Below are 26954 nucleotides of genomic sequence, written 5' to 3'. Positions count from 1 at the left end.
GACCCCCTGAAGGGATCAGCCCCGCCCATTCCTCCCGAACGGCGCCAGCAGGTCGCACGACACGTTGACGCCCGGGAATCCGAAGGGAGCCCCCTTCACCTCGACGTGCCGTTCCCCGGTGGCGGTGGAGCATTCCTCCGACGCAGTCCGCAGCGCGTCGGGCCAGACGACCGCTCCATCCCGCCCGTTGTACCAGCGGAGCCCGAAGAGGGCGGGAAGGGCGATGAGGCAGAGGACCACAGCACCTGAGACGATCCGGATCCAGGGTGTGCGCAGCTCCGACACCAGCGCGTCCACGCTCAGCAGGACCGCGATGAGCAGCAGCGCGCTCGGGACCACCGCATAGCGGGATCCATCGGCGATCGTCATCGCTCCGGCCGCGGCCAGCTGATACCACTGCAGCGAGTAGACGACCGCGGCGAACAGGACCGACCCGAGACCGAAGCCGATGATGGCCCACCGGCGGTCCGCGTTGCGCACCGCGCCCACTACCAGGAGCACCAGTGCGCCGGCGAGCATCAGGCCCGAGAACGTCGCACCGGCGCGAGCGGCGATCCACATACTGCCCTCGGTGCCGAACAGACTGGTCAGCACGACACGATAGGCGTAGAACTCGAGGAACTCGGGCGGGGTCGGGAAGTCACTCGAGAATGTGCGGCCGGACGTGACGAGGGTTCCCGTATAGGTGACTGCGACCTGCACGATCGCTGCGGCGAGGAAGGCGATGATGATCGAGCGGTCGCGCCACGCGGGCAGAAGCCACCACCGCAGGAGGACGACCGGAAGCAGCACCAGGGCGAGGGGGTCGCTTCCGACCGCGCAGAACAGCACCACCGCCTGCAGGACCGCGAACGCGACAGACCGCGAGCGCACCAGTACAGCGCAGAACGCCGCGACGATCAGGAACCAATGGAGGTTCGCGAGGTTGTTGATGACCTCGCCACCGGCGATCGGCAAGGCGATCACGACCAGCCAGGCGGCGAAGCGAAGGGGCACCGAGCGCAGACGGGTCTCGAGCAGGACGAAGCACGCGCACGCGATGAGCGACGTGAGGAAGGCGGCCGTGATCGTCACCGCGAGGGGGATGACGCCGAACGGAACGGCAGCTGCGACGAGGATCGCCAGCCGCGGCACGACGTGCCAGTACCCTGCCCACGGCTCGAAGACCGCAGCCGGCCCGCCGTTGAGCGCACCGTCCAGGAAGATCGCGGCGTCCTCGGCCCACAGGACGTTCCAAGAGTGCATCGGAGTGCGGTAGAGGGAGATGAGGGTGCCTGCGACGATCAGCGCCGCGATCAGCGCGGCCCGCTTCCAGCCCGACCCGGTGCGCGGCTGAGTCGTCCCGAAGAGGACATCGGCCACCCTCGCGGATGCTCGGTGCCGTTCGCCGAGGTCGTCGCCGTGCGGGCGAGGACCCGCGGCGCGCGACGCGGGCGGCTCGGCATCGGCCGCCGCCTGCCCAGGAGCCTGTACGGGCCGATTGCTCGTCATGAAGTCTGCTCCATCGCGCCGATACGCATCCAATCATCCTGCCACCGCTCGCCTAGCCTGGAAGGATGCAGCATCGTATGCGAGCGACGGTCCGGAACGCCGTGGTGCGGACGCGACGGGTCCTTCGCTCCGGCGCCGTGCGGTTCGGCGGCCTTCCGCACAGCGAGGGGACCGTCGACAGCCCGCCGCCCGAAGTCGCGCACGACATCACCGGCCTGTGGCTGCGGAACATGCGGTCCCGAGCGTCTGTCGTGGACGTGGCCGGCACGGTGGACGTGAGCATGACCACGCACGGCCGTCGCGTCGCGGACGTGTGGCTCGCCATCGAATCCATCGCACGGGGGACCGCCCGTCCCCGACGGCTCATCCTGTGGCTCGACGGCCCGCAGAGGCGCCTCCCGTGGCGTCTTCGACGACTGCAGAGGCGGGGGCTCGAAATCCTGCGAGCCGAGTCCGGGCTCGGCGTCCACACGAAGTACTGGCCTTACGTGACGACCCAGCCGCTCGACGTCCCCCTCGTCCTCGCCGATGACGACATCGTGTACCCCCCGACGTGGCTCGAGCTTCTTCACACGCGAGACGCCGACACCGGGCACCGCTACCTCGTGGCGTATCGGGCTCACGAGATCGCCATGATCTCACCGGCGGCGTTCGCGCCGTACATGCAGTGGCCGCCCTGTTCCTCTTCCGCACCGAGTTACCGCCACTTCCCCACCGCGGTCTCGGGCCTGCTCCTTCCTCCCGCGCTGCTGCGCTTCGTGTACGAAGCCGGGACGGCGTTCCTGAGCACCTCGCCCACGAACGACGACCTCTGGCTTCACGCGTGCGCTGTGAGAGCCGGAATCCCCGTCGTCCAGGTCACCGAGCATCAGCAGCACTGGTACTTCATCCCCCTTTCGCAGACGCAGGGATTGAACGCCGTCAACGTCTTCGGTGGCGCGAACGACCGGCAGATGGCGGCCGCACACGACGAGCTGACCAGGGGTCGCATCTGGCGGAGCATCGAGGAGGCACCGGAAGAAGATGCCCGGTCATGAGCTGATCAGGCGCCGAGCAGCATCGCACCGCGCCGGGCGCATGTCACGGCACGCCGGCCGCCGGGTGCGATCCTGCCCTCCCCGTCAGCGCTTCACCCCCCGCAGGAGCGCGGCGCGGACGCTTCCTCCGAGGTGACGTGCGGCGCCTCTCACGCCGCTCTGCGCCCGGAGAGTCGCGTCGACGGCGTCCCGCTCGCCGATGGCGGCGTCCCGCTCCCCGATGGCGGCGTCGCGCTGGCGGATGGCATCCTCCACTTCGCCGACGAGACGATCGCGCTCCGCGAGGAGCTCGTCGATCCGCCCTGCGCGTGATGACGTCTCGGCGAGTTCCCGCTCCAGCTCCGCGATCCGCACGTGCGACCGTCGGAGATCGGCGACGAACGGACCGGCCGGCAGCGGCGCCGCCTTCCCCATCGCGACCCGTCGCTCCGGGATCACGGGCCAGCGGTGCGTAGGGGCGTCGAAGTTGTCGAGGTCGAGCACTCGGTACGCGAGTTCGCCGGATGTGAGCGCTGTCAGCACGGAGAGCTGATCGCGCCGGGAGTAGCGCAGCACGTGGTTGGCCCAGTCGCGCATCGCGGCTCGTACCGCGGGAGTGTTCCGGCGCGCGAGCATGCCCGTCCACAGCGGCTTCTCGGAGAGCACATCGGGGTGGCTGAGGGCGTAATCGGTGAGCTGCTCGTAGACCCGCGCCCGATCGTCGTAGTTGAGCCGGATGACCTCGTCGAACTCGTCCACGAGCTGAGCGCGATAGCTGTGCGCGGCGAGTGCCATCTCGGCTCCGCCCGTGAGCCAGTCCGACACGATCGCTTCGGGGGTCTGCCGCAGCACCACCGAGGCGTCGATCCACAGCGTCGTGTCGCAGCCGGCGAGCGAGTCGTGCCCGAGGATCTTGACCAGTCTCGCGCTGCGGACGGAGTCCGCCGGGAACGCGGCATCCACGATCCGCACTTCCCAGGAGTCGCTCGTCAACCCGGGGTCGTCGGTGAAGCAGACGAAGTCGGACGCGCTCTCGGACGCGACCGGCTGATCGAGCAGACCGTCGTAGCCACCGAACACGGCCGTGTACACACAGGTCGTCACGCTGCCTCCTGCCTCAGTTCACCGAGATGTCCGCGTAGACGGTCCCCGTCTGGCGGTGCTCCATCGGCACGAAGAACGACAGAGCCTGCCACTCGACGTCGACCATCTGCCCCTCCTCGTCCTCGATCCGAGCGTTCACGAAGTACTGACCGCCCGCGAAGTGCAGGTCGCGCAGCACGTAGGAGATCTCGGTCTCACCGGCACCGACCGGCCCGTGCGAGGTGCCCAGGCGGCGCGTGCCCGTGCCGAGCACCTGCTGCCCCGTGGGGGTGTCGATGCTTATGCCGGTGTTCCAGTCCGGGAGCGCGCGATCGTGGCGCACACGGACGCAGATCCGGACGTCCTGTCCGGGCAGCGCCTCCTCGAGGATGTGACCGCGCAGATCCTCGAGGGTGACGGCGACGATCTCGGAGGAGGGTCGGCGGACCTCCTCCTTCTGATTCTCCAGCTCCTCCTGGACCGCCACGGCCTGCTTGCGCTTGCCTTCCAGGATCTCGCGGTGCACCCGCGTCGCCTCGGCGGCCGATCCGATGAAGGCGACTTCGCCGTTGCGGAGCACGACGCCCTCGTCGCACACCTCCATCACCTGCGCGGCGGAGTGGGAGACGAGGACGATCGTCCTGCCTTCGCTCTGGAACTGACGGATCTTGTCCATGCACTTGCGCTGGAACGCCTCGTCTCCGACCGCCAGGACCTCATCCACGAGGAGCACATCGGGGTCGGTGTGCACGGCGACGGCGAAGGCGAGTCGCACGTACATGCCGGAGGAGTAGAACTTCACCTGCGTGTCGATGAAGTCGCCGATCTCGGCGAAGGCGACGATGCTGTCGAACTGCGCGTCCGTCTCCTCCTTCGACAGCCCGAGGATCGCGGCGTTCAGATAGACGTTGTCGCGGCCGGAGAGGTCCGGGTGGAAACCCGCGCCGAGCTCGAGCAGCGCCGCGAGGCGGCCCCGACGCTGCACGGACCCCGCCGTCGGGTCGATGATGCCGCCGATGATCTTCAGGAGGGTGCTCTTGCCCGAGCCGTTCGTGCCGAGCAGGCCGATGGTCGTTCCCGCCTTGATCGACAGCGTGACGTCGTGCAGTGCCTGGAACTCCTCCTGGTGCGCGCGGCCGCGACGCCCCAGGGTGACGACGCGCTCCTTGAGGGAGTTGTCCTTGCGGATGATGAAGTACTTGGAGACCCCGTTGACCGCGATCACCTCGGGGGTGTCCTGCTTGGTCCTGTCGTCGTCGAGAAGGCTCATGTCACAGCTCCTGCGCGAAGTTGCCCTGCAGGCGCGAGAAGATGCGCTGGCAGATCCAGGCCACGACCAGTCCGATCGCGAACATGATGAGCATCCGCACTCCCAGCATCGGCGGATAGTCCGCCGGCGTGCCGGCGGTCCAGAACGCGCGGTGGAACCCGAGAACGGCGAGCGTGAGCGGATTGTTGGTGTACAGCTCGAGGAGCCAGGACGGCAGGTTGAACTGGGCGATGACGTCGCTGACCATCGTCCAGCCGTAGACGATCGGCGCTGCCCACAGTGAGAGCATGATCACGATCTGCGTGAGGTACTGCACGTCGCGCAGGTACACGTTGAGCGCGGAGAGCAGGATCCCGAACGCTCCGGCGTAGAGCAGGACGAGGAGGATCGAGGGGATCGCGTACAGGATGTCGAGGTGGAGCGGAGGCGCCCCGATGATGAAGCACGCGACGATCAGGACGACGATCTGCACGCTCGATGTGAACAGCGCCGAGCCGACGCTCGAGAGCGGGAACACCTCGCGCGGCACGTAGACCTTCTTCACGAGGCCGGAGTTGGCGACGATCGACGCCGTGGACGAGGAGAGGGTGTCCGAGAAGAGGCCGAAGATGGTCAGTCCCGAGAAGACGTAGATCGCGAAGTCGTCGATTCCCCGGGCCGCCCCGAGGATCTGGCCCATCACGAGGTAGTAGACGCACAGCTGGACGATCGGGTTGATGAGGGTCCACAGGAGCCCGAGGGCGCTGTCCTTGTAGCGCGCCTTGATGTCGCGCCGGATGAGCAGGTCGAGCAGCTCGCGATGGGAGAAGACCGCGCGCAGCGATCCCCACGTTCCGCGCAGCCCCTTCTCGCCGTTCGTGGCTGTCAACGGCTCGAGCGAGAGACGCTCGAATCGCGCCTGTGCGCTATCACTCACAGTGGCCTCGGCATCCTTCTGTCGTCAAAACGGCGCCCACTATATCGCGGGCCTCCTGGGAATCGTCCGGTCCCGGCGCGGGCTGATCAGGCGAGCTGGTTGTTCCACATCGACAGCGCCGACCCGATCGCCATGTGCATGTCGAGGTACTGGTAGGTGCCGAGCCGTCCGCCGAAGAACACGTCCTTCTCGCCCTTGGCCAGCTCGCGGTACGCGAGGAGCCCCTCGCGATCCTGCGGCGTGTTGACCGGGTAGTACGGCTCGTCGCCGCGCTCGGCGAAGCGGGAGAACTCCCGCATGATCACGGTCTTGTCCGTCGGATAGCGGTCGGCGCGCTCGGGGTGGAAGTGGCGGAACTCGTGGATGCGCGTGTAGGGCACATCGGCGTCCGCATAGTTCATGACGGAGGTCCCCTGGAAGTCGCCCACCGGGAGCACCTCCTGCTCGAGATCGATCGTGCGCCACGACAGTGCGCCCTCGGTGTAGTCGAAGTAGCGGTCGACGGGCCCGGTGTAGACGATCGGGAGCCGGCCGACGGTCGCCTTCTTGTTCAGGGGCTGCGACTCGTCGAAGAAGTCGGTGTCCAGCCGCACCTCGATGTTCGGGTGATCGGCCATCCGCTCGAGCCACGCGGTGTAGCCGTCCGTCGGCAGGCCCTCCCACGTGTCGTTGAAGTAGCGGTTGTCGTAGTTGTAGCGGACGGGCAGGCGGCTGATCACCTCGGCCGGCAGCTCCTTCGGGTCTGTCTGCCACTGCTTGCCGGTGTAGTCGCGGATGAACGCCTCGTAGAGGGGACGGCCGATGAGGGCGATCCCCTTCTCCTCGAGATTCGCGGCATCCTTCGCATCGAACTCGCCGGCCTGCTCGTGCACGAGCGCGCGGGCCTCGTCCGGCGAGTAGGCGGCTGCGAAGAACTGGTTGATCGTCCCGAGGTTGATCGGGAGCGGGAACACCACTCCCTTGTGATTCGTGAAGACCCGGTGGACGTAGTTCGTGAAGGTCGTGAAGCGGTTGACGTACTCCCAGACCGTCGGGTTCGACGTGTGGAAGAGGTGCGCTCCGTACTTGTGGACCTCGATGCCCGTCTCGGGCTCGTCCTCGCTGTAGGCGTTGCCGCCGATGTGCGGGCGGCGGTCGATGACGGTGACGCGGCGACCGGATGCTGCCGCGCGCTCCGCGATGGTGAGGCCGAAGAAGCCGGAACCGACGACGAGGAGGTCCATGTTCTGCTCCTGCACTCTCACGCGGCCAGCACGTGGCGGAAGTAGTCGACGGTCCGCTCGAGCCCGGCCGCCAGTGCCACGGTGGGCTCCCAGCCGAGCTCGCTGCGGGCGCGGTCGATGTTGGGCTGACGCTGCTTCGGGTCGTCCTGCGGGAGCGGCCGGTGCTCGACCGTCGACGAGCTCCCGGTGATCTCCAGGACCGCCTGAGCCAGCTCGAGCATGGTGAACTCGCCCGGATTGCCCACATTGATCGGCCCGGTCACATCGTGCTCCGTCGCCATCAGGCGAACCATGCCGTCCACGAGGTCGTCGACGTAGCAGAAGGAGCGGGTCTGGGAGCCGTCGCCGTAGATCGTGATCGGCTCGCCGCGAAGGGCCTGCACGATGAAGTTCGAGACCACGCGCCCGTCGTTCGGGTGCATGCGCGGGCCGTAGGTGTTGAAGATGCGGATGACCTTGATGGCGAGGTCGTGCTGGCGCCGGTAGTCGAAGAACAGCGTCTCGGCGGCCCGTTTGCCCTCGTCGTAGCAGGATCGCGGGCCGATCGGGTTGACGTTGCCCCAGTAGTCCTCGGTCTGCGGGTGGATCGCCGGGTCGCCGTACACCTCGGATGTCGACGCCTGCAGGATCGGGATGCGCAGGCGCTTGGCGAGCCCGAGCATGTTGATCGCACCGACGACGCTCGTCTTCGTGGTCTGGACGGGGTCGTGCTGGTAGTGGACCGGCGATGCCGGGCAGGCGAGGTTGTAGATCTCATCCACCTCGACGTAGAGCGGGAACGTCACGTCGTGGCGGAGCACCTCGAACCGCGGATGCGAGAAGAGGTGCTCGATGTTCGCCTTCGCGCCCGTGAAGAAGTTGTCGACGCAGATGACCTCGTTGCCCTCGGCGAGGAGCCTCTCCGACAGATGCGAGCCGATGAACCCGGCTCCGCCGGTGATGAGGATGCGTTTTGACACTCGCGTAAGCCTACCGGAGCCTGCTCACGCCGCCCGGGGACGCCGGCGGGCGGCGAACCGGTTCTCAGCGGGTCGCCGAGACCATGGACCGCTGCCCGAACGTGCGTCCGAGCGCCCCTTCGAGCCGCCCGACGAACATCGGCCAGCCGTCGCCGAGCGTGATGGGCCGGGGGTTGCGGACACCGTAGAGGAGGCCCGCCAGCGTGAAGGCGGCGCGCCACCACCAGGGATAGCGGTGCACCGACATCGCGTGCCCGGTGCCGCGGCCGTACGCGCGCATCTTGCGTCGGCGCTCCTGGCGCGTGAGCCCGAACGCGGTCGAGATCCCCTCCACGTAGACGTCGTGCGGGAGCCACGCGAAGCGTCGCGCGAGCTCGGGACGCTTCTCCAGGGCTCTCAGCAGGAGGTCGGTGCCCTCCGCGACCTGCCACGGGCTCGGCGCGCCCGGACCGATGGCCTCGTCGAAGCCGCCGATCTCGTCGAAGAGCGAGCGCCGCAGAAGGATGCCCATCTCGATGACGGCCCACACGTTCCAGATGTCGAGCTCCGTCCCGGCGGGGGGCAGCTCCGTCTTGGGGCCGCGCTCGTCCCACGACGTGAAGCCGCCCGCGAGGAAGTCGGCGTGATCAACCGCGTCGTGCAGCTTGGAGACCACCCCGGCCGGGAAGACGGTGTTGTCGTTGGGGAAGTTGACGACGAAGTCACCGGGCGGGAGTGCCGCGACCCCGGTGTTCCGCCCCTTGGAAGCGCCGCGCTCCGACCTGGTCGCGGTGACCGGGAGGCCGCGGTCGCGGAAATCCGCGGCGAGCGCCGCGACCTCGTCCGGACGGCCCTGGGCGACGAGCACCACGTGGTCGCCTTCCCGCAGCTGGCCGTCCAGCGATGCCAGCAGTGCTTCAAGCGCCTCCAGCCGGCCCAGCGTCGTCACGACGAATCCCACGTTCACGCTGTCGATTCTGCCCTCTCCCGTAGAGACGCCCGGACCGATCGCCCCGGTCGGCCTCGATCACGCCGGTCGGCGGTCGGGCGCCGTCGTGCCGATCGGCCGCGAGACGCCGTTCCGGCCGATCACGCGCCGTCGCGGCGGATCAGTTCGTTCCAGCCGGCCGCCGTGGCGTCCCACGTGAAGCGCGCGGCGTTCTCTCGTCCGCGGGCGCTGAGCGACGCGCGGAGCGCGGCATCCTCCTCGAGCTCGGTCATCCGGGCAGCCAGCGCGCCCGGATCCGTTGCCGGGAAGTAGAGCGCCGAGTCCCCGAGCACCTCCCGGTTGATCGGGATGTCGGAGGCGATGACGGGCACGCCGAGGCTCTGCGCCTCGACGGGCGGCAGGCCGAAGCCCTCGTGGAGAGACGGCCAGAGGAAGCCCATCGCGGTGCGGTACTCACGCGCGAGCTCGTCGTCGCTCACGGGGCCGAGCCAGGCGAGACGCTCGGGGGGGCATCCCGTCTCCCGAGCGTACGGCTGCAGCGCAGGGTCGAGCTTCCCGACGAAGTGCACCTCGATCGCCGAGGACGGCGGCAGCGAGCGCGCGGCGTCGATGACGGCCGTGATGTTCTTCGCGGCGCCCTGCCGGCCGAACACGAGGAACGAGGCCGTGGAAGAGGCGGTGTCCACGGCCGATCCGGACGCGACGAAGCTGTCGGCGCCGGCGTAGACGAGGTCGATGCGGCCGGGGTCGACGCCGAAGCACTCGGCGATCTCGCGCCGGGAGGCGTCGCTGATCGTGACGAGCCGCTGGCCGCGGCGCAGCATCCCGAGCCGCACGGCCAGCCGCCACTGGAGGCGGAAGAGCCGCGTGAAGTCCTGAGGGCGCATCGCGGGCGCGATGTCGTGCACGACCGAGATCTGGTGCCGGTACGAGAACGGCGCGATCGTGGCGGGGTTCAGCAACAGCGGGCTGCCGTGCCTGCGAAGCCACAGCGGCAGCTCGATCTGCTCCCAGACCGGACCCCCGGATCGGCCGACCCGCTGCACGCGGACGTCCGGCAGCTCGACGTCGCCGGGCAGGTGCGGTACGAGGAGGACGACGTCGTCCCGCAGCCGGGCGAGTCGCTCGGTGAGCTCGATCGCGAAGCGCCGGGCGCCTCCGAAGGAGCTGACCAGGTACCTCCCGTTGATGGCGACAGTCACCCGGCAATCGTAGTTCGACCGGGCGAGGAGCCCTTCCGGCGGCCCCCGGGCGGCGTCGAGGGGTTGCCCAGGCGCCCCTCCGATACGATTGCTGACTGTTGTTTGGAAGAAACAGGGTCTGAATGAGCGCGGAATGGCTGCCTGCCGTGCCGCCGTTCCTCCTCGCCGCCGGCCTGCTGATCGTCCCCGGGCTGGCCGTGCGCCTCGTCGGATGGAACGTGCGGGCGGTCGGTCCGTATCTCTTCGTGCCGGCCGTGTCCGTCGCGATCGTCGCGGTAGCGTCGAACCTCGCCCCCGTGCTGCGGATGCCGTGGTCGCTGCTCCCGGTCGGTCTGGTCACGCTCCTGGCGGTCGTCGGGGCGTGGGCGCTGCGGCGATGGGTGGGAGCCGAGACGGTGCCGCGTCCCGGAGTGACGACCGTGGTCGCCGCAGCCGGCGGGCTCCTGCTCGCGGCGGTCATCCTGTGCTGGCAGCTGACCACGGCCTTCGTCGCTCCGGGCAACGTGTCGCAGACGTTCGACAACATCGTCCACCTCAATTCGATCCGCCTCGCGCTCGACACCGCGAACTCGTCCGCCTTCCAGATCGGCGCGACGTCCGACATCGGCTTCTACCCGAACGCCTGGCACAGCGTGGTGACGCTGACCGCGCAGCTGTCCGGCGCCGCCGTCCCCGTCGCCGTCAACGCCGCGAACCTGGCGATCGGCGGCATCCTGTGGCCCGCCTCGTGCATGGCCCTCGCCGTGGCCTTCTTCGGTCCTCGCAGGACCGCCCTGCTCGCCTCCGCCGCCCTCTCGACGGCGTTCGGCGCCTTCCCCGTGCTGCTGATGTCGTTCGGCGTCCTGTACCCGAACGCGACAGGGTATGCGGTCGTCCCCGCCGGTCTCGCCGCGATCTGGCTGCTGCTGGCCGCTCGAGGAGCGGCTCAGCGGACGCGCGCGGCCGTCCTCCTGCTCGTGGTGTGCGCCGCCATCGGCCTCGGACACCCGAACGCGTTCCTGGCGCTCTTCGCCCTCGGCACCTGCATGACGCTCGCTCAGCTGATCGTCGTGGCGCTCACGGAGAGATCGCGCCGCGTCTGGATCGTCAACGGCTCCATCGCGCTCGTCCTGCTCGCCGTGGGTGCGGCCCTCTGGAAATTCGCGCGCACCGACCCGCTCATGGCGCAGTGGGGGCCGTGGACCGGAACCTGGCAGGCGATCGGCGAAGGGCTCCTCGTCTCGCCCCGCTCGTTCACCCCGACGATCGTCGCCTCCGTCCTCGTCCTCGCCGGTCTCGTCGCCGCCGCGATGCGTCCGAAGCGCCTCGTCTTCGTCGTGCCCTTCGCCGTCGCGCTGTTCATGTTCGTCCTCGTGTCGGGAACGGGGTACAGCTTCATCCGGGACGCCGTTACGAACCCCTGGTACAACGACTCCTTCCGCCTTGCTGCGCTGCTTCCGATCGCGGGCATCCCGGTCGCCACGCTCGGGGCGATCGCGGTCGTCGACGCAGCGCGCGCCGTGACCGTGCGGTACCGCGTGCCGCGCGCGGTCGTCGGAGGGCTGGCCGCCGTCGCGACCGTCGCCCTCTTCTCGGTCGGGTTCGGACCCAACGCCATGACGACCGTCGCGTGGGCCCGCTCGTCATACGTCCTCGACGGCGGATCCGCTCTCCTCACGGCGGACGAGATGCGCCTCCTGGAGCGGCTGGACCAGTCCACCCCGGACGACGCCCTCATCCTCGGCAACCCGTGGACGGGGACCTCGCTCGCGCTCGCCATCGCGGGCCGCGACGTCGTCGAACGCCACATCTTCAGCGCCCGCACCCCGGACGAGCTCTACCTCGACGAGCACCTGCGCGACATCGGCGACGACCCCGCCGTCTGCGACGCGGTGCGCTCGGTCGGCGCTGACTACGTCCTCGACTTCGGATCGCAGAACGTGTTCAACAACCCCGGCTCGGGGACCGATCGCGCCGGCCTCAACGACCTCTCCCCGTCGGGCTCGCTCGTGCTCGTCGACTCCGAGGGCGAGCGCGCGCGGCTGTTCCGGATCGAGGGGTGCTGACGGATGCCCCGGCACCTCGCCATCGCCTACGACTGCCTCTTCCCCTACACCACGGGTGGAGGCGAGCGTCTCTACCGCTCCTACGCCGCCTGGATGGCCGAGCGCGGGTGCTCCGTCGATTATTTGACGTCCGTGCAGTGGGATCAGCCGGGCGTTCCGCACGAGGACGACTTCCGGATCGTGCCGGTCACCGGGCGCCTCCGGCTCTACGACGCGCACGGGGTGCGACGATCCGCGGCGGCGCTCGCGTTCGCCTGGGGGCTCTTCCGCGGTCTCCGGGCACGTCGCCGCGCCTACGACGCGGTCCTGGTGAGCGGTCTTCCCGTGCTGAACGTCTTCGCGGCGCGCGCCGCTCTGGTCGGAACGGGCACCGAGGTCGTCGTGGACTACCTCGAGGTGTGGGGACGCGCGCAGTGGCGCGAATACGCCGGGCGCATCACCGGAACCGTCGCGTGGCTCCTCCAGCGCGCCGCGGTCGCGCTCACGCCCATCGCCACGTGCCACTCGCAGCTCACGGCGCGCCAGCTGTCGGCGGAGGGTCTGCGCGGCCGCCTGCTCGTCAGCCCGGGGCTCCTCGACGGCGACTCGGGTGTTGCCGCCAGCGCCGGCGCGGCCGAGCCTGCCTACGTGCTCTATGCGGGCCGACACATCCCCGACAAACGGGTGGAGACGCTCCCCGCTGCCGTCGCGCGTGCGCGGGCGACGCTGCCGGGTCTGCGGCTGGTCGTCCTGGGCAGCGGTCCGAGCTCCAGCGCCGTAGACGCGGCGATCGGCGACGTCGACGGCGCCGGCTGGATCGACCGGCCGGGGTTCGTCACGGACGAGCGACTCCTCGAGCTGATGGCCGGCGCATCCGCCCTCGTCAATCCGTCGCGGCGCGAAGGCTACGGGCTCGTGGTCGTCGAGGCATCCGCCCACGGCACCCCCGTCGTCCTCGTGGACGACTCCGGCAACGCCGCGACCGAACTCGTCGAAGAAGGCGTGAACGGCTTCGTCGCCGCATCCGACTCCCCCGAAGATCTCGCAGCGGCGATCGTCGCGGCCGTGTCGGCCGGGACGGCCCTGCGCCGGAGCACCCGAGCCTGGTACGAAGAAGCGGTGCGCACCCGTACCGTGGAGCGAACCGTCGACGGCATCCTCGCCGCGCTCGATGCGGCCCCCTCAGACTCCGGTGAGGCGGACGACCGCCGCGCCCCCATCCACGAAGGACCGAAGTGAACCCCTCCACTCCCGGCGGCCCGATCGAGCTCACGATCCTGATGCCGTGCCTCAACGAGGCCGAGACCCTCGCCGTGTGCATCGAGAAGGCGCAGGGGTTCCTCGCCCGCTCGGGCATCGCGGGAGAGGTGCTCATCTCCGACAACGGCTCGACCGACGGGTCGCAGCAGATCGCGACGGACCTCGGCGCGCGGGTCTCCGAGGCCCCGCGCCGCGGCTACGGAGCCGCCCTCATCAACGGCATCGAGAACGCGCGCGGCCGGTACATCATCATGGGCGACGCCGACGACAGCTACGACTTCGTCAATCTCGACGGATTCGTCGAACGGCTTCGCGGCGGCGCCGACCTGGTGATGGGCAACCGCTTCAAGGGCGGGATCGCTCCGGGCGCGATGCCGCCCCTCCACAAGTACCTCGGGAATCCCGTGCTGTCCGGGATCGGGCAGCTGTTCTTCCGCCCCAACATCGGCGACTTCCACTGCGGCCTCCGCGGGTTCAACAAGGACCGCATCCGCGACCTCGACCTCCAGACGACGGGGATGGAGTTCGCCTCCGAGATGGTGGTCAAGTCCTCCCTCGCGCGCTACCGGATCGAGGAGGTGCCGACCACCCTCAAGAAGGACGGTCGGTCGCGCCCGCCGCACCTGCGGAGCTGGCACGACGGCTGGCGCCACCTTCGCTTCCTGCTCCTGTTCGCGCCCCGATGGCTGTTCGTCTACCCGGGCTTGGTGGCCTTCTTCCTGGGGGCGCTCGCGGTCGGCATCCTCTCGTTCGGCGGTGTGACCATCGCGGGCGTCGGGTTCGACGTCACGACGATGGTCTATGCCAGCGCCCTGTGCGTCATCGGCTACCAGTCGCTGCTGTTCTTCTGGCTCACGAAGCTCTTCGCCACCCAGGAGGGCTTCCTGCCGGCCAGTCCCCGCTATCGGGCGATCGTCGCGAAATGGAGCGCCGAGCGCGGACTGCTGATCGGGCTCGCCCTGTTCCTCCTCGGAGTGGTGATCGGAATCGTCCAGGTCGCGCGCTGGGGAAGCCTCGACTTCGGGCCGCAGGATGCCACGCAGGTCATCCGCATCGCGATCCCCAGCGCGCTGGGGATCATGCTCGGGTTCCAGACGATCATGATGAGCTTCTTCTCCGGGGTGCTGACGACTCCACGCCGGCAGGTGCGGCCGGATGCCGTGATCGAGAGCTGAGCGGATGACGGTCCGAGTCTTCGTCGACCTTCTCTTCTACACCGGCCACCGGGGCGGCACCGAGACGTACGCCCGCGAGATCCTGAAGCGGATGCCGGAGGCGTTCCCCGACGCCGAGTTCGTGGCGGTGACCGGCCGTGCGGGGGCCGAACGGGTGCGCGGCTTCTTCCCGGGCGAGGTGCGGACTGCGCGATGGGTCGGCGCCGATCGCGTGACGTGGGCCGCGGGCGAGGTGCTCAGGGCGAGCGCCTACGCGCGCAGGCTGCGTGCGGACGTCATGTGGTGCCCCTCCAACTTCGGGCCGGTGCGGACCTCGCCGGTGCCGCGCGTGACGACGACGCACGACGTGATCTACCACTCGGCTGGCAGCCGCGGCGTACGGGGGCTCGTGCCGCGCGTCACCGCGTGGCTGATGGGCCGCGCGGCGCGCACATCGGACGCCGTCATCACCGTCTCGCGGGCCGCGGAGAAGGCCGTCGTCGCCGAGACGGGCGTCAGGCCCGACGCGATCACCGTGATCGGGCACGGCACGAACGCCCCGCGCGTGCCCGACGACCCGGCGCGGGAGCTCGAGGGCCTCGGCATCCGCCCCGGTCGCGCCCTCGTCCTGAGCACGGGGAACCGTCTCCCCCACAAGAACTTCGAGGGGCTCCTCCGCGCGCTCGCGACGATGAGCGCGAACCGGCCGCTCGTCGTCATTCCCGGCAGTCACGGCCGCGATCCGCTGCTTCCCCTCGTCGAGCAGCTCGGGCTGCAGGACGACGTCGTGCTTCCGGGCTGGGTCACCGGGGCGCAGCTCGAGGCCCTCTACGCTTCTGCGGCGCTGTACGTCTGCCCGTCGCTCACGGAGGGGTTCGGCCTTCCCGTCATCGATGCGATGCGCCGCGGCTGCGTCGTGCTCGCCAACGACGTGCCGGTGCTGCGCGAGGTCGGCGGCGACGTCGCCCTCTATGCGGACGCCGCCTCGCCGCCGAAGCTCGCCGCCGCGATCCGCACCGCCCTCGACGACGATCAGAGTGCGCGCCGAGAGGCGGGGCTGCGGCGCGCCGCGGGGTTCACGTGGGAGGACTCCGCCGCCCGCACCGCCCGCGTCATCGAGGCGACGGCGCGCGCTCGGGGCCGCCGATGACGCCGAACACACCGCTCTGGCGCCGGCTCGCCCTGTTCTTCCTCGTTCCCGCGATCGCGGCGGTCTCGCCGCTGCTCGTGCTGCCCATCGTCGCCCGGGCCGCGGGGCCGGCCGGCTGGGCGAGCGCCATCGCCGGCGAGTCCATCGGAACGGTGGCATCGATCGCGATCGGCTACGGATGGATGGCCATGGGCCCCGCCCTCGTGTCCATCGCCGGCGACGACGCCCAGCGCGGTGCGCTGTACCGGGAGTCGATCGTCGTCCGCCTGCTGGTCGCGATCGTCGCGCTTCCGGTCATGGCCGTGGTCTGCTGGCTCGTGGCCGATCCGGGGAGCGCGTGGCTCGCGGTGCTGATGGGCCTGCAGGGGGCGCTGATCGCCCTGTCGTTCACGTGGTTCTCCGCGGGCGTCGGACGACCGCACGCCATCATCTTCTACGACTCCGTGCCACGGCTGGTGATCGCCGTCGTGTGCGCGATCGCGATCGTCGGCGGCGCTCCCGTCGAGCTCTATCCTCTGGCGGGCATCGCCGTCACCCTCGTGGGAACGTCGCTGTTCACCCGGAGCACGCTGCGCCGCTACCCCTCGTCGTGGCCGCGGCGCGTCGATCTGCTCGCCGCGTTCCGCTCCGGCGCGCCGGTCGCGCTGAACGATGTCGGACTGACGGTCTACTCGAGCGTCCCGACACCCCTCGTGACGGTCACCGCCGCCCCGACCGAGGCGGCCGGATTCGCCTCGGCGGACAAGATGCTCAAGCTCGGCCAGTTCATCCCGGCGACGCTCGCGAACGCGCTGCAGACCTGGATCGCCGAAGCGCACGGAAAGGCGCGTGCGCGGCGGATGCGCCTCGCGCTCCTGGCGCACGGCACGATCGGCGTCGTCGGGTGGGCGGCGCTGGGGATCCTGGGCGCCTGGGCCAGCACGATCCTGTTCGGGGAGGCCGCCTCGTCGACCACCCCGGTGCTCGTCGCGATGGGGCTCACCTTCGCCTTCTTCTCGGTGCGCACGTCGATGACCCGCCACATTCTCTATCCGGCGGGCGAAGCCGCAGCCGTGCTGCGGGCGACGCTCGTCGCCACGGCGATCGGGGTGCCCGTGATGATCGGCCTCGCCCTGGTCATCGGGCCCATCGGGGCGGCGGTCGGCTACGCCGCCACGGAAGGCGCAGCCACGCTGCTGCTGTGGCGTAAATGCGCGCGATCCCTGCATGCGCTGGATCGCGCCGAGCCGGTCGCCGGCTGAGGACCGGCCCGATCACGTCGGATCGACGAGGCCGACTAAGCTTTCATAGTTGTCAACTGGAGGAACCATGGCAGACGCGCGACGCGCACTCATCACCGGTATCACGGGCCAGGACGGCGGACACCTCGCTGAACTTCTGCACGAGAAGGGTTACGAGGTCTTCGGACTCATCCGCGGACAGAACAATCCGCGTCGAGTCGAGGTCGAAGCCGACATGCCCTACGTGCACCTGATCGAAGGCGACCTGACCGACCCGACGTCTCTCGTGCGCGCGGTCGAGACCTCCGACCCGCACGAGCTCTACAACCTCGCCGCGGTCAGCCACGTCGGCTACTCCTTCAAGAACCCGACGCTCACCGCCGACGTGACCGCCAAGGGCGTGCTCAACGTCCTGGAGGCCGTCCGCGTGACGGGCCGCGAGAACCAGACGCGCGTCTACCAGGCGTCGACGTCGGAGATGTTCGGGGGTCTCGACTACAACCGTCCCGGCGCCGGCTACAACGAGAACTCCCTCTTCCACCCGCGCAGCCCCTACGGCGTCGCGAAGCTGTACGGCCACTGGATCGCGAAGAACTACCGCGAGAGCTACGGCATGTTCGTCTCGTGCGGCATCCTCTTCAACCACGAGGGCGAACGGCGCGGCGTCGAGTTCGTGACGCGCAAGATCACGCACGCCGTCGCACGCATCAAGCTCGGTCTGCAGGACCACATCGAGCTCGGCGACCTGTGGCCCAAGCGCGACTGGGGCTACGCGGGCGACTTCGTCGAGGGGATGTGGCGGATGCTGCAGCACGACGTGGCCGACGACTTCGTCCTGGCGACGGGTGAGACGCATTCCATCGAGGAGTTCCTGACCCTCGCATTCGCCGAGATCGGCGTGGACGACTGGAAGCCCTACGTCCGCCAGAACCCCGCCTACATGCGCCCCGCCGAGGTCGACATCCTCCTCGGCGACCCGACGAAGGCGGAGCGCGAGCTGGGATGGCGACGCGAGGTCGATTTCCCGGGGCTGGTGAAGATCATGGTCGCTCACGACCTCAAGCTGCAGTCCCGCGAGCTCGCTGTGCCCTCCGCGTGACCCGCCACCTCGTCATCACCGGCGCCAACGGATTCGTCGGAGCCCACGTGGCCGCGCTGGCCGCGGCCGAGGGCATCGGCGTGTGGGCGATCGGCCGCGAGGACGAGCCGTCGGCCGCACTCGTCCCGCACTGCGACCGCTACTACCGTGCAGACCTCGAGCACGAGTGGACAGCGCCGCCGGGCGCCGACGCGATCATCCACCTGGCCGGACTGGCCGCCGTCGGCCCGTCGTTCGCGCAGCCGCAGCGCTATCTCTCCGTCAACACCGGCATCATGACGACCATGAGCGAAGCGCTCCTGGCGCGGGACGATCGCCCTCGCGTCGTGGTCGTGAGCACCGGCGCGGTCTATGCGCCGCCCGCGGACGACGAGGTCGTCTCGGAGAGCTCTCCGCTCGCACCCACGTCTCCCTACGCCGTCGCCAAGATCGCCGTGGAGACGCAGGCCGACTACTACGCGCGCCGGGGACTCGACACCGTCGTCGTGCGCCCGTTCAATCACATCGGCCCCGGGCAGGGGGCCGGCTTCCTCGTGCCGGACCTGACCGCAGCCCTGCTGCAGACACCGCCCGACGGCGTCCTGCGCGTCGGCAACCTGCAGGCGGCGCGCGATTACACCGATGTGCGCGATGTCGCACGCGCGTACCTGGCCGTCGCCTTCGCGCCGTCGCACCGGCATCGTGTCTACAACGTCGCCTCGGGCGCCGCCCACTCCGGACGCGACGTGCTCGAGACGATCGCCGAGGCGCTCGGCCGGGAGGTGCCCGCCCTCGAGACGGACCCGAGCCGGCTGCGGCCGAACGATCCCGCGCTCATCATCGGCTCGCCGCGCCGTCTGGCCGACGAGTTCGGGTGGGCGCCGCGCATCGACTGGCGCGCGTCGATCCGCGAGCTGGTCGCGCAGCAGTCCGGCTCCGCCGTTCCGTGACCGCCCCGCTCGTCGCGCGAGCGCGGGCCGCATGGCGGTACGCGCGATCCCTGCCGGGACTCCGCGCAGTGGTGGAGGCGGTCGATCGCATCTGGTGGGCGCGCGTCATCCTGCGGGCGGATGTCGTCGACCTCGACATCGTCGCCGCCCAGGGCGGACCGGCCACACCCCGCGCGGCCGTGCGAGCCTACGTCCGCGGCGGGTTTCGCTCGGGCATGACCCTCAACCCGCTCTTCATGGAGCGTCTCGTCTCGTCACAGCTGTCGGATGCCGGACGCGTTCCCGCGCTCTACGCCTACCTCGTCAATGACGCTCGAACGATCCGGGCCGGGGCCAACTGGGATGCGCCCGCGTATGCGGCTCTGCACCCGGACTCGGTCGACGCGCCCGGTGGTCCGCTCGGTCACGCGTGGCGGGCCGCCCGGCGCGACGGATCCATCGTGCTGGGATCAGGTCCCACGCGCCGGGTCGCGTGGGACGTCGTGCGGGAGCGCGCCGCGCGCGCTGCCGGGCACGTGGCCCGGGGATCCACCGTTCCGAGCCGCTTCGCCGGCGACGTCGTGGTCTGCCGCCTCTCATCGCGTGAGGAGGATGCCGCCGCCGCGATCGATGCCACGGTGAGCGTCGCAGCAGACCTCGGCGCCCCCGACATCCTGGTCGCCGTGGCGGGCTCCTCCGCGGATCTGTGGACGAACGCGGCGCTGCTGGAGCTGTGGCTGCCGGGAACGCGCGTCGTCGCGGATGCCCCCGGCCTCCTCGAGACGGTGGCCGAGCGCTCCGGCGGAGCCGGGACCCTGGTCGTGCGCGGACCGGATGCCGACATCGAGGCCGACGACCTGCGCGAGCTCGCCGCACGCGGCGTCACCGGCCCGGTCATGCCGCTGTGGCTCTCGACGGACGGCACGGTCGTGGCGGCGGGTGTCTGCCGCCACGAGGGCCGCGCCTTCGCGCTGCTGGAAGGACATCCGTCCGAGGACGCCCGTGCCCTCGGCACGACGATCGAAACCGCGGGCATCGCCGGCGACACCTTCGCCCGCCCCCTCGGCGCGAACGCAGAGGCAGCGGCGCGGACCGCGCTCGACCTCACCGTCCGCGCGCCGCGACGCGGCCTTCCGCGAAGCGCTGGGGTCCAGGAGGAGGACACCGATCTCGACGCGCTCCTCCGGCCCGTCGGTCTGGAGGTCGCATCCTGGGGCCGCGAAGGGCCGGTGCTGCGTCGACGCCGGTACGACGTGACGCTCGACGACGGATCGGTGGTGCCCTCGCTGCGGTGGGCGATCAAGATCGCCGCTCCGCCGGGAAGACCGGGCGAGGCGTGGGGAGACACGCATTTCGCTCGCGGGATCGCCGACGCGCTGCGGCGGCTCGGTCAGGAGGTGGTGATCGACGCCTACTCGGCACGCCTCCGTCCGTCGGGCTACCTCGACGATGTCGTGCTGGCCCTGCGCGGCCCGGAACCGATCCATGCCCAGCCCGGCGCCCGATCGCTCATCTGGATCATCAGTCACCCCGACGAGATCACCGCGGCGGAGCTCTCCGGCTTCGACGTGGTCTTCGCCGGCTCGCGGCCCTGGGCCGCCGAGGCATCCGTCAGATTCGGAAGACCGATCCAGACGCTGCTGCAGTGCACGGACGCCCGCCGGTTCCGTCCGACGGGGGCCGGCCGCACCGACGACATCGTGTTCGTCGGCACGGCCCGCGGAATCCCGCGCCCCTCCATCATCGAGCCGATCCGCGCCGGAATCCCAGTCCGGGTCTACGGCCCGGACTGGCGGGGCTGGATCCCCGCTTCGGCGATCGCGGGTCGCGGCGTCCCGAATCGAGACCTGCCGCTGGTCTATGAGCGAGCGGATCTCGTGCTGAACGATCACTGGCCGGCCATGAAGGCCGCCGGCTTCGTCTCCAACCGCCTCTTCGATGTCGTCGCGGCGGGCGGTCGCGCGGTCAGCGACGCGGTCGCGGGCATCGACGAGATCTTCGAAGGGGCGGTGCGCACGTATGACGACGTGCCCGCTCTGCTCGGTCTGCTCCGCGGGGATCGAGACCGGCTCTTCCCGGACGCCGAGCGTCTCGCCGACATCTCCGCTCGCGTACGGCGCGACCACTCGTTCGACGCGCGCGCCCGTACGCTGCTCGACGCCGCTCTGTCCGCCTGAGCTACGGGGCGGTCAGCGTGCCTCCCTGGAACTGCTGAGAGCAGGTCTCGCCCGTGCACGACTGGTCGCTCGTCGGATACCCGTACGGACCGCGCTCGTAGTCGGAGATCGCCCACTTCTCGAGGATGCGGCCCGTCGTGATGAACGTCCCGAGAGCCGGGACCGAGTGGACGAGCCCTCCGGCGAACCCCTGGTAGCACGCACCGTCCTTGAGACCGCAGACGAGATCGGTCCGTGGATATCCGAGGGCGCCCGTCTCGGCGCCCCGCGCCTTCCAGACCTCTCCGATCGACCCGGTCACGGCATGTGCGCCGCCTGTGGGCGACCAGACGATCGGACCGGACTGGAACGTCTGGATGCAGCCGCCGTCCTTCAGCCCGCACCGCTGGTCAGCCGTCGGATAGCCCAGCCCTCGTTCGTAGTCCAGGGACGCCCACTCCGCGAGGATGGCATCGCGGGTCGCGACCGCCCCCGTCCCCTGTGTCCAGTGGATCAGGCCGCCCTGGAAGCGCTGCCAGCAGCCGCCGTCCTTCAGACCGCACATCTGCTCGCTCGTGGGGTAGCCCAGACCCCTCTCGTAGTCCAGCGACGCCCACTTGGCGAGGATCGGTCCGCGCGTCGAGAAGGCGCCCGTGGCCGCGGTCCAGTGGATCAGTCCCCCCTGGAAGCGCTGCCAGCAGCCGCCGTCCTTCAGGCCGCACGCCTGATCGCCCAAGGGGTACCCGAAGCCTCGCTCGTAGTCCAGGTTCGCCCACCGGGCGAGAATCGCACCGCGGGTCGCGAACATGCCCGCAGGCGTGGAGTGGATCAGACCGCTCTGGAACCGCTGCCAGCAGCCGCCGTCCTTAAGACCGCAGATCTGCTCGCTCATGGGGTAGCCGAGCCCGCGCTCAGAGTCCAGCGCCTTCCACTTGGTCAGGAAAGCGCCGTACGTCGAGTGCGCGCCGGTGGCCTGAGTCCAGTGGATCATGCCGCCCTGGTATGACTGCCAGCAGCCGCCGTCCTTCAGATTGCAGGCCGGCGATCCCGTGGGGAAGCCGAGCGGGCTCCGCTCCGAGCCCATGCTCTGGTATCTGACCAGCGTGGGCCCCCAGGACCCGTACGCACCCGAGGCGGCTGACCAATGCACCTCGCCCTTCTGGAAGCCCTGCCAGCAGCCCGTGCCGCCGGCGAGGCTGCAGTTCTGCTCGTTCACCGGGTATCCCAGCGGTCCGTTCTCCCAGCCCGTGGAGGCCCAGGACGCGCTGATGGCGCCGGTCGTGGCGTGGGCGCCGCTCGCCGGTGACCAGTGGATCGCGCCGTTGCGGTAGCTCTGGAAGCATCCCCCGTCCTTCAACCCGCACGTCGTGGCGCCGACCGGAGCTCCGAGATAGCCTGCCGACCCGCCGAGCTGCGCGTACTTGTCGGTGATCGCCGAGCCGACCAGTGAGCGGGTCGAGCCGAACCACGCCGTGAAGTAGTTGTAGAAGTTGCGGTTCCCGTAGCTGGAGCATCCGTCGCCCTCACCGAAGCCGGCACGCAGCGCGGCCGCATTCGGCTGGTACGGCGTGTAGTAGTAGAGGTTGGCGGTCGCCTGATTGCGCACACCGACCGGACTGCTCCCGCAGCCGGCGTTCGGGTGCCATTGGATGTTCCACGTCCGGCCCGGCGCATACCACGTGAAGAACTGGCTGGTCCCCGGCGGATTGGCATAGCGCTTGAACTGCCACGCCGCGCCATACACCTGGTTGAAGAAGCCGTAGTACCTGGTGTCGCACGCCGCGGTGTCGGGACACCCCTGGCCCATGGCGATCGTGTACCGCCAGTCGCTCGGCCACGTGTGGGTCACCAGCCCCTGTTCCTTCTGCAGAGTGACCAGAAGCACTTGCGGATTGATCCCGCACGACTGGGCGACGTTGTAGATGATCTGCGCCGCCGATTCCCGGCCCTGCCCCGTGTAGCCCGCGCACATGGGGTCGGCGGAGCGCGACGTCGTGGCCTGCGCGAAGTCCTTCAGGCAGGTGTACCCGGCCTGGCAGGTGGGGACCTTGCCGTTGAGGAACGACTGGATCTGCGCCGCCGACATCGTGCCACGGGCGAAGAAGACGCTGTCGTCGATGATGTTCCCGGCCTCGAAGCCGACGACCGCTGCCGCCGGCTGAACGGCGGCGTCGACCGCCGCGCGCGCCGGGGAAGCGGCTGCGGGAGTGAGCGGCGCAGCGGCGGCGAGGGAGGCCACGGCGAGCACACCGATCAGCAGGATCGTCCATGGCTTGCGCATCGCACTTACTCCTGTGACTGATGAGTCAGATGATTCTGGAGTGTACAGACGATGGGATGTCGCGTATACCTCAGGATCGGCGCGACGGTCGAGCGACGCGCCGATCGCTCAGATTCCTCGCACCTATGCGCGGCGATCCCGAGCGACCGCCTCGTCCGTTCCGGGTGTCAGACGACGCGCGAGCCGCCGGATGCGGGAGACGAGCTCGCCCGCTCGGCGGACCAGACGCGCCGTTCGCGGACGGTTGAGGCGCAGGTCGGTTCGGATGAGGGCCCGCAGGTCATCGAGCCCGTCGGGACGCAGTCGCTCGCGCAGCTCGATCCGCGCCAGCGCATCGCCGGGCGTCGTGCTCGAGATCCGGTCGAGGAGGAACTCGATGGAGGTGTGGCTGATCGCGCCGTACTCGGCGGTCGTGACGGTGCGGGTGTGGAAACCCTGCTCCCCGGCGGCGTACGACGGCATCCGCTCGAGGACGTGGGCCGGCCCGCCGTCGCGGTAGGAGTCGGGCCCACCGAAGTCGTCGTACGTCCAGGGAGCCGCCGTGAGAAGATGCAGCGCCTCCGGGCGGGCGACGAACATCGAGCCGTACGGCGCGAGCGGCGACGCCTCGTCGAGGGGGACGCGGATGCCGAGCCGCGCCGCGAGCGCCTCCACCCCGGGGCGGTTCGCCCACCACGCGTGGCCGAAGGTCGGATAGCCGACGTGGATCATGGGCGGATAGACGATGCCGAGTTCGGGCTCGCGCTGGAACAGGCCGACGAGGCTGGCCGCGAAGCCCTCGTTCGCCAGAAGGTTCGCGAACTGCTGGTCCTTGAAATGCCGGCCCACGTTGTACCCGTCCTGCGGGGTCTTCTTCGAGTGCAGCTTCACCACCAGGTCGTAGCCTCCGCCGAGCAGGAGGTCGCGGCATCCGATGTAGAACGCGCTCTGGTCCCGACCGGCGTTGGAGTCCACCACTCGCACCGAGACGGGCCGCCCCCTCCGCGGACGCGCGGCGACGATCTCCTCGATGGCATCGGCTCGAGCCCGGTGGGACGTCGTGATCATGACGTCGACGGCGCCGGGAAGCAGGTCGACGCGGTCGAGCATCTCCTCCGTCATCTCGACGTAGAACACGTGGAGGATGGCGGCGATGCGGAGGGGGTGGGTGGGGTCGTAGCCGGTGGCGGTGTCGGGGAGCACCTCGAGCAGACCGAGGTTGGCGTTGAGCACCCGCGGCGGCACGTTGCGCGCCAGATCCGTCAGCGCCAGGCCCGCCGGATACCCCGCACGCGTCATCGCATCCAGCACCCACCGCCCCACCACCGCATGCCGATGCAGGAACGGCGGCCACTGGAAGAACACCCGCCTCTTCACCACCGGACACCCGTCCCGCACCAGCAGATCCGCGTTCAGCAGCGACGGATTCTCCGTCGGATACTCCTCCGCCGGGAACGCCACCCCCGCCACGAACCCCAACCCGGTGAAATGCTCCGTGAACACCACCTCATGACGCAGCACCGCATCCCGATACCCCGGCATCTGCGGCAGATCACGCCAATACGCCGCCCACGCCTCCGACAAGAACATCTCCCGCCGCACCGCCAGCCAATACGACTGCAGGTGATACGGCAGCACACCCTCCCCCGTCAACGGGTTCGGCACCGTCCGGGCATGATCGGTCAACCCCCAGAAATGCACCTCCCGCGCATCCATCCGCGCGAACACACCCTCGAACGACCCCACCGGGCCGAACCACGTGTCATTGGTCAGCAGCACCTCATCGAACGCCCCGATCCCCGCACCCACACGATCCAACCCCGCCTTCAACGCCCACACGTCGAAACCACGGTTCTCCCGCACCACCACGTCATCCGCGACCTCGGCCAGCCGGGCACGCCCCACCTCCCCCAGCGACCCGTTCACCACCACAACCACCCGCGCCGCATGAACCCGCAACCCCCGCAGCGCCTCCAGCAGATACTCCTCGACACCCCCACGCCGATCCCACACCGCACACACCACAAGCCGCCGACCACCCACCACACCCCGAGCAGCCGACACCCCCACCCCCGACATCACGCAGCTCTCCGTCGGGGCCCGGCGGCCAGGCGACGCAGGCGACGCGCGAGGGCACGAGCCCACCGCGCGACGCCGGGGTGATGGAGTCGCACGTACATGCGTGCGAGGTCGGTCGTACGGGCGCGGCCGGCCCAACCTGCCCGCTCGACGTCCGCGATCTTGTCGTCCGGGTAGAAGCCGTCGACCGTCGCGGCGATGCGGTCCAGGACGAACTCCATGCCGGCATGGCTGATGCCGAAGTCCCGCGCTGTCGCAACCGTTCGCGCATGGAAGCCCCGCTCCCCCGCGGAAGGCGCGACGAGCCGGTCCAGGACGGGCCCGTCCCCGGGCGCCGCACTGCGACCGCCTCCGGCGCTGAGGAGGCGCAGCGCCTCCGGGCGGGCCACCCACATGCCGCCGAACGGGGCCAGCGGCGACACGTCGTCGAGGGGGACGGCGATGCCGCGCTCGCGCCGCACCGCCTCGGCTCGCGGGCGGTGATCGCCCCATCCCGCGCCGATCGTCGTCGTGCCGAAGTGGCCGGTCGGCGCGAACACGATGCCGAGTCCCGGCTCGCGCTGGAACAGGCCGACCAGGTTCGCGGCGTACCCCGCGCTGTCGAGGAGGTCGCCGAGCTCGTGCCGCGGCAGGTACCCACCCTCGGCCCACTCGGGACCGCCGCGGCCGGAGTGCGCCTTCACGACGATGTCCGCGTCGCCCTCGAGCACGTCGGTCAGCGCATCGAAGAAGGCGACGGTGTCGTCGGCGCCGGGGACGACCCGCACGGCGTGACGCGCGATCCGGTCGTCCTTCCGGTCTGCGAGCTCGGCCTCCAGCGCGGCGACGCGACGGGGGTCGTCCGTCGTGACGCGCAGATCGTAAGACGCCGGCAGGAGGGCGAGCCGGTCGAGCACCGGTCCGATCCCGTCGGAGCCCGCGTGGAGGATGGCGGCGATGCGGAGGGGGTGGGTGGGGTCGTAGCCGGTGGGGGTGTCGGGGAGCACCTCGAGCAGGCCGAGGTTGGCGTTGAGCACCCGTGGCGGCACGTTGCGCGCCAGATCCGTCAGCGCCAGGCCCGCCGGATACCCCGCACGCGTCATCGCATCCAGCACCCACCGCCCCACCACCGCATGCCGATGCAGGAACGGCGGCCACTGGAAGAACACCCGCCTCTTCACCACCGGACACCCGTCCCGCACCAGCAGATCCGCGTTCAGCAGCGACGGATTCTCCGTCGGATACTCCTCCGCCGGGAACGCCACCCCCGCCACGAACCCCAACCCGGTGAAATGCTCCGTGAACACCACCTCATGACGCAGCACCGCATCCCGATACCCCGGCATCTCCGGCAGATCACGCCAATACGCCGCCCACGCCTCCGACAAGAACATCTCCCGCCGCACCGCCAGCCAATACGACTGCAGGTGATACGGCAGCACACCCTCCCCCGTCAACGGGTTCGGCACCGTCCGGGCATGTTCGGTCAACCCCCAGAAATGCACCTCCCGCGCATCCATCCGCGCGAACACACCCTCGAACGACCCCACCGGGCCGAACCACGTGTCATTGGTCAG

General features: G+C 69.9%; 20 protein-coding genes. 9 read left to right on the top strand and 11 right to left on the bottom strand.

All coding sequences use genetic code 11. The annotated features are described in order from the left end of the window. Window positions 1-15: 15 nt before the first annotated feature. Window positions 16-1491 carry a hypothetical protein gene (locus tag EV279_RS14045; protein WP_133545047.1) on the bottom strand — a complete coding sequence of 492 codons (1476 nt, stop codon included), beginning with the start codon at window positions 1489-1491 and terminating at the stop codon, window positions 16-18. Between the two features lie 65 nt (window positions 1492-1556). Between EV279_RS14045 and EV279_RS14040 the strand changes: the two genes are divergently transcribed. Further along, window positions 1557-2528, top strand: a complete 972-nt coding sequence (locus EV279_RS14040) for a hypothetical protein (RefSeq protein WP_133545045.1) — start codon at window positions 1557-1559, stop codon at window positions 2526-2528. Window positions 2529-2612: 84 nt separating this feature from the next. Here EV279_RS14040 and EV279_RS14035 read toward each other — a convergent pair whose 3' ends face one another. From EV279_RS14035 to EV279_RS14005, 7 genes are all read right to left on the bottom strand, one after another. Continuing rightward, window positions 2613-3611: a glycosyltransferase domain-containing protein gene (locus EV279_RS14035; protein ID WP_133545043.1), complete on the bottom strand. Its 999-nt coding sequence runs from the start codon at window positions 3609-3611 to the stop codon at window positions 2613-2615. 13 nt (window positions 3612-3624) lie between these two features. Then, window positions 3625-4860, bottom strand: a complete 1236-nt coding sequence (locus EV279_RS14030; RefSeq protein WP_133545041.1) for an ABC transporter ATP-binding protein — start codon at window positions 4858-4860, stop codon at window positions 3625-3627. A gap of 1 nt (window position 4861) precedes the next feature. Continuing rightward, window positions 4862-5776: an ABC transporter permease gene (locus tag EV279_RS14025; protein ID WP_243728629.1), complete on the bottom strand. Its 915-nt coding sequence runs from the start codon at window positions 5774-5776 to the stop codon at window positions 4862-4864. 86 nt (window positions 5777-5862) lie between these two features. Further along, window positions 5863-6999: a UDP-galactopyranose mutase gene (gene glf / locus EV279_RS14020; protein ID WP_133545039.1), complete on the bottom strand. Its 1137-nt coding sequence runs from the start codon at window positions 6997-6999 to the stop codon at window positions 5863-5865. Between the two features lie 17 nt (window positions 7000-7016). Next, entirely contained in the window at window positions 7017-7958 is a 942-nt protein-coding gene (locus EV279_RS14015; protein WP_133545037.1) for a UDP-glucuronic acid decarboxylase family protein, read from the bottom strand. Window positions 7959-8022: 64 nt separating this feature from the next. Then, window positions 8023-8904, bottom strand: a complete 882-nt coding sequence (locus tag EV279_RS14010; RefSeq protein ID WP_166644536.1) for a glycosyltransferase family A protein — start codon at window positions 8902-8904, stop codon at window positions 8023-8025. 122 nt (window positions 8905-9026) lie between these two features. Then, entirely contained in the window at window positions 9027-10088 is a 1062-nt protein-coding gene (locus EV279_RS14005) for a glycosyltransferase family 1 protein (RefSeq protein ID WP_133545033.1), read from the bottom strand. A gap of 122 nt (window positions 10089-10210) precedes the next feature. Here EV279_RS14005 and EV279_RS14000 point away from each other — a divergent pair, with 122 nt between their 5' ends. The 8 genes from EV279_RS14000 to EV279_RS13965 all read left to right on the top strand — a co-directional run bounded on the left by EV279_RS14000 (window position 10211) and on the right by EV279_RS13965 (window position 21080). Continuing rightward, window positions 10211-12133 (top strand): DUF6541 family protein, encoded by a 1923-nt coding sequence (locus EV279_RS14000; RefSeq protein WP_133545031.1) that lies wholly within the window; start codon window positions 10211-10213, stop codon window positions 12131-12133. 3 nt (window positions 12134-12136) lie between these two features. Next, complete coding sequence (locus EV279_RS13995) at window positions 12137-13351, top strand: glycosyltransferase (RefSeq protein ID WP_133545029.1); 1215 nt, start codon at window positions 12137-12139, stop codon at window positions 13349-13351. Next, window positions 13348-14547 (top strand): glycosyltransferase family 2 protein, encoded by a 1200-nt coding sequence (locus EV279_RS13990; protein WP_243728628.1) that lies wholly within the window; start codon window positions 13348-13350, stop codon window positions 14545-14547. The genes EV279_RS13995 and EV279_RS13990 overlap by 4 nt, the downstream gene beginning before the upstream one ends. A 4-nt stretch (window positions 14548-14551) precedes the next feature. Then, window positions 14552-15676, top strand: coding sequence for a glycosyltransferase family 1 protein (locus tag EV279_RS13985; protein WP_133545027.1), 1125 nt, complete (start codon window positions 14552-14554; stop codon window positions 15674-15676). Continuing rightward, complete coding sequence (locus tag EV279_RS13980; protein WP_133545025.1) at window positions 15673-16917, top strand: hypothetical protein; 1245 nt, start codon at window positions 15673-15675, stop codon at window positions 16915-16917. The genes EV279_RS13985 and EV279_RS13980 overlap by 4 nt, the downstream gene beginning before the upstream one ends. A gap of 67 nt (window positions 16918-16984) precedes the next feature. Further along, window positions 16985-17995, top strand: a complete 1011-nt coding sequence (locus EV279_RS13975) for a GDP-mannose 4,6-dehydratase (RefSeq protein ID WP_133545563.1) — start codon at window positions 16985-16987, stop codon at window positions 17993-17995. Continuing rightward, a complete protein-coding gene (locus EV279_RS13970) occupies window positions 17992-18924 on the top strand; it encodes an NAD-dependent epimerase/dehydratase family protein (RefSeq protein WP_166644535.1) in 933 nt (310 codons plus the stop codon). Before EV279_RS13975 ends, EV279_RS13970 begins: the two co-directional genes overlap by 4 nt. Further along, entirely contained in the window at window positions 18921-21080 is a 2160-nt protein-coding gene (locus tag EV279_RS13965) for a glycosyltransferase (protein WP_133545021.1), read from the top strand. The genes EV279_RS13970 and EV279_RS13965 overlap by 4 nt, the downstream gene beginning before the upstream one ends. Before the next feature lies 1 nt (window position 21081). Here EV279_RS13965 and EV279_RS13960 read toward each other — a convergent pair whose 3' ends face one another. The 3 genes from EV279_RS13960 to EV279_RS13950 all read right to left on the bottom strand — a co-directional run. Continuing rightward, on the bottom strand, window positions 21082-23340 hold the full coding sequence (locus EV279_RS13960) for a hypothetical protein (protein ID WP_133545019.1): 2259 nt from the start codon (window positions 23338-23340) through the stop codon (window positions 21082-21084). Between the two features lie 123 nt (window positions 23341-23463). Beyond that, window positions 23464-25257, bottom strand: a complete 1794-nt coding sequence (locus EV279_RS13955; protein ID WP_166644534.1) for a rhamnan synthesis F family protein — start codon at window positions 25255-25257, stop codon at window positions 23464-23466. Between the two features lie 140 nt (window positions 25258-25397). Continuing rightward, on the bottom strand, window positions 25398-26954 hold a 1557-nt coding region (locus tag EV279_RS13950; RefSeq protein ID WP_133545015.1), incomplete at its 5' end, for a rhamnan synthesis F family protein.

The organism is Microbacterium sp. BK668, assembly GCF_004362195.1.
Taxonomy (GTDB): Bacteria; Actinomycetota; Actinomycetes; order Actinomycetales; family Microbacteriaceae; genus Microbacterium.
This window is presented reverse-complemented; position numbering and strand designations above follow the sequence as displayed.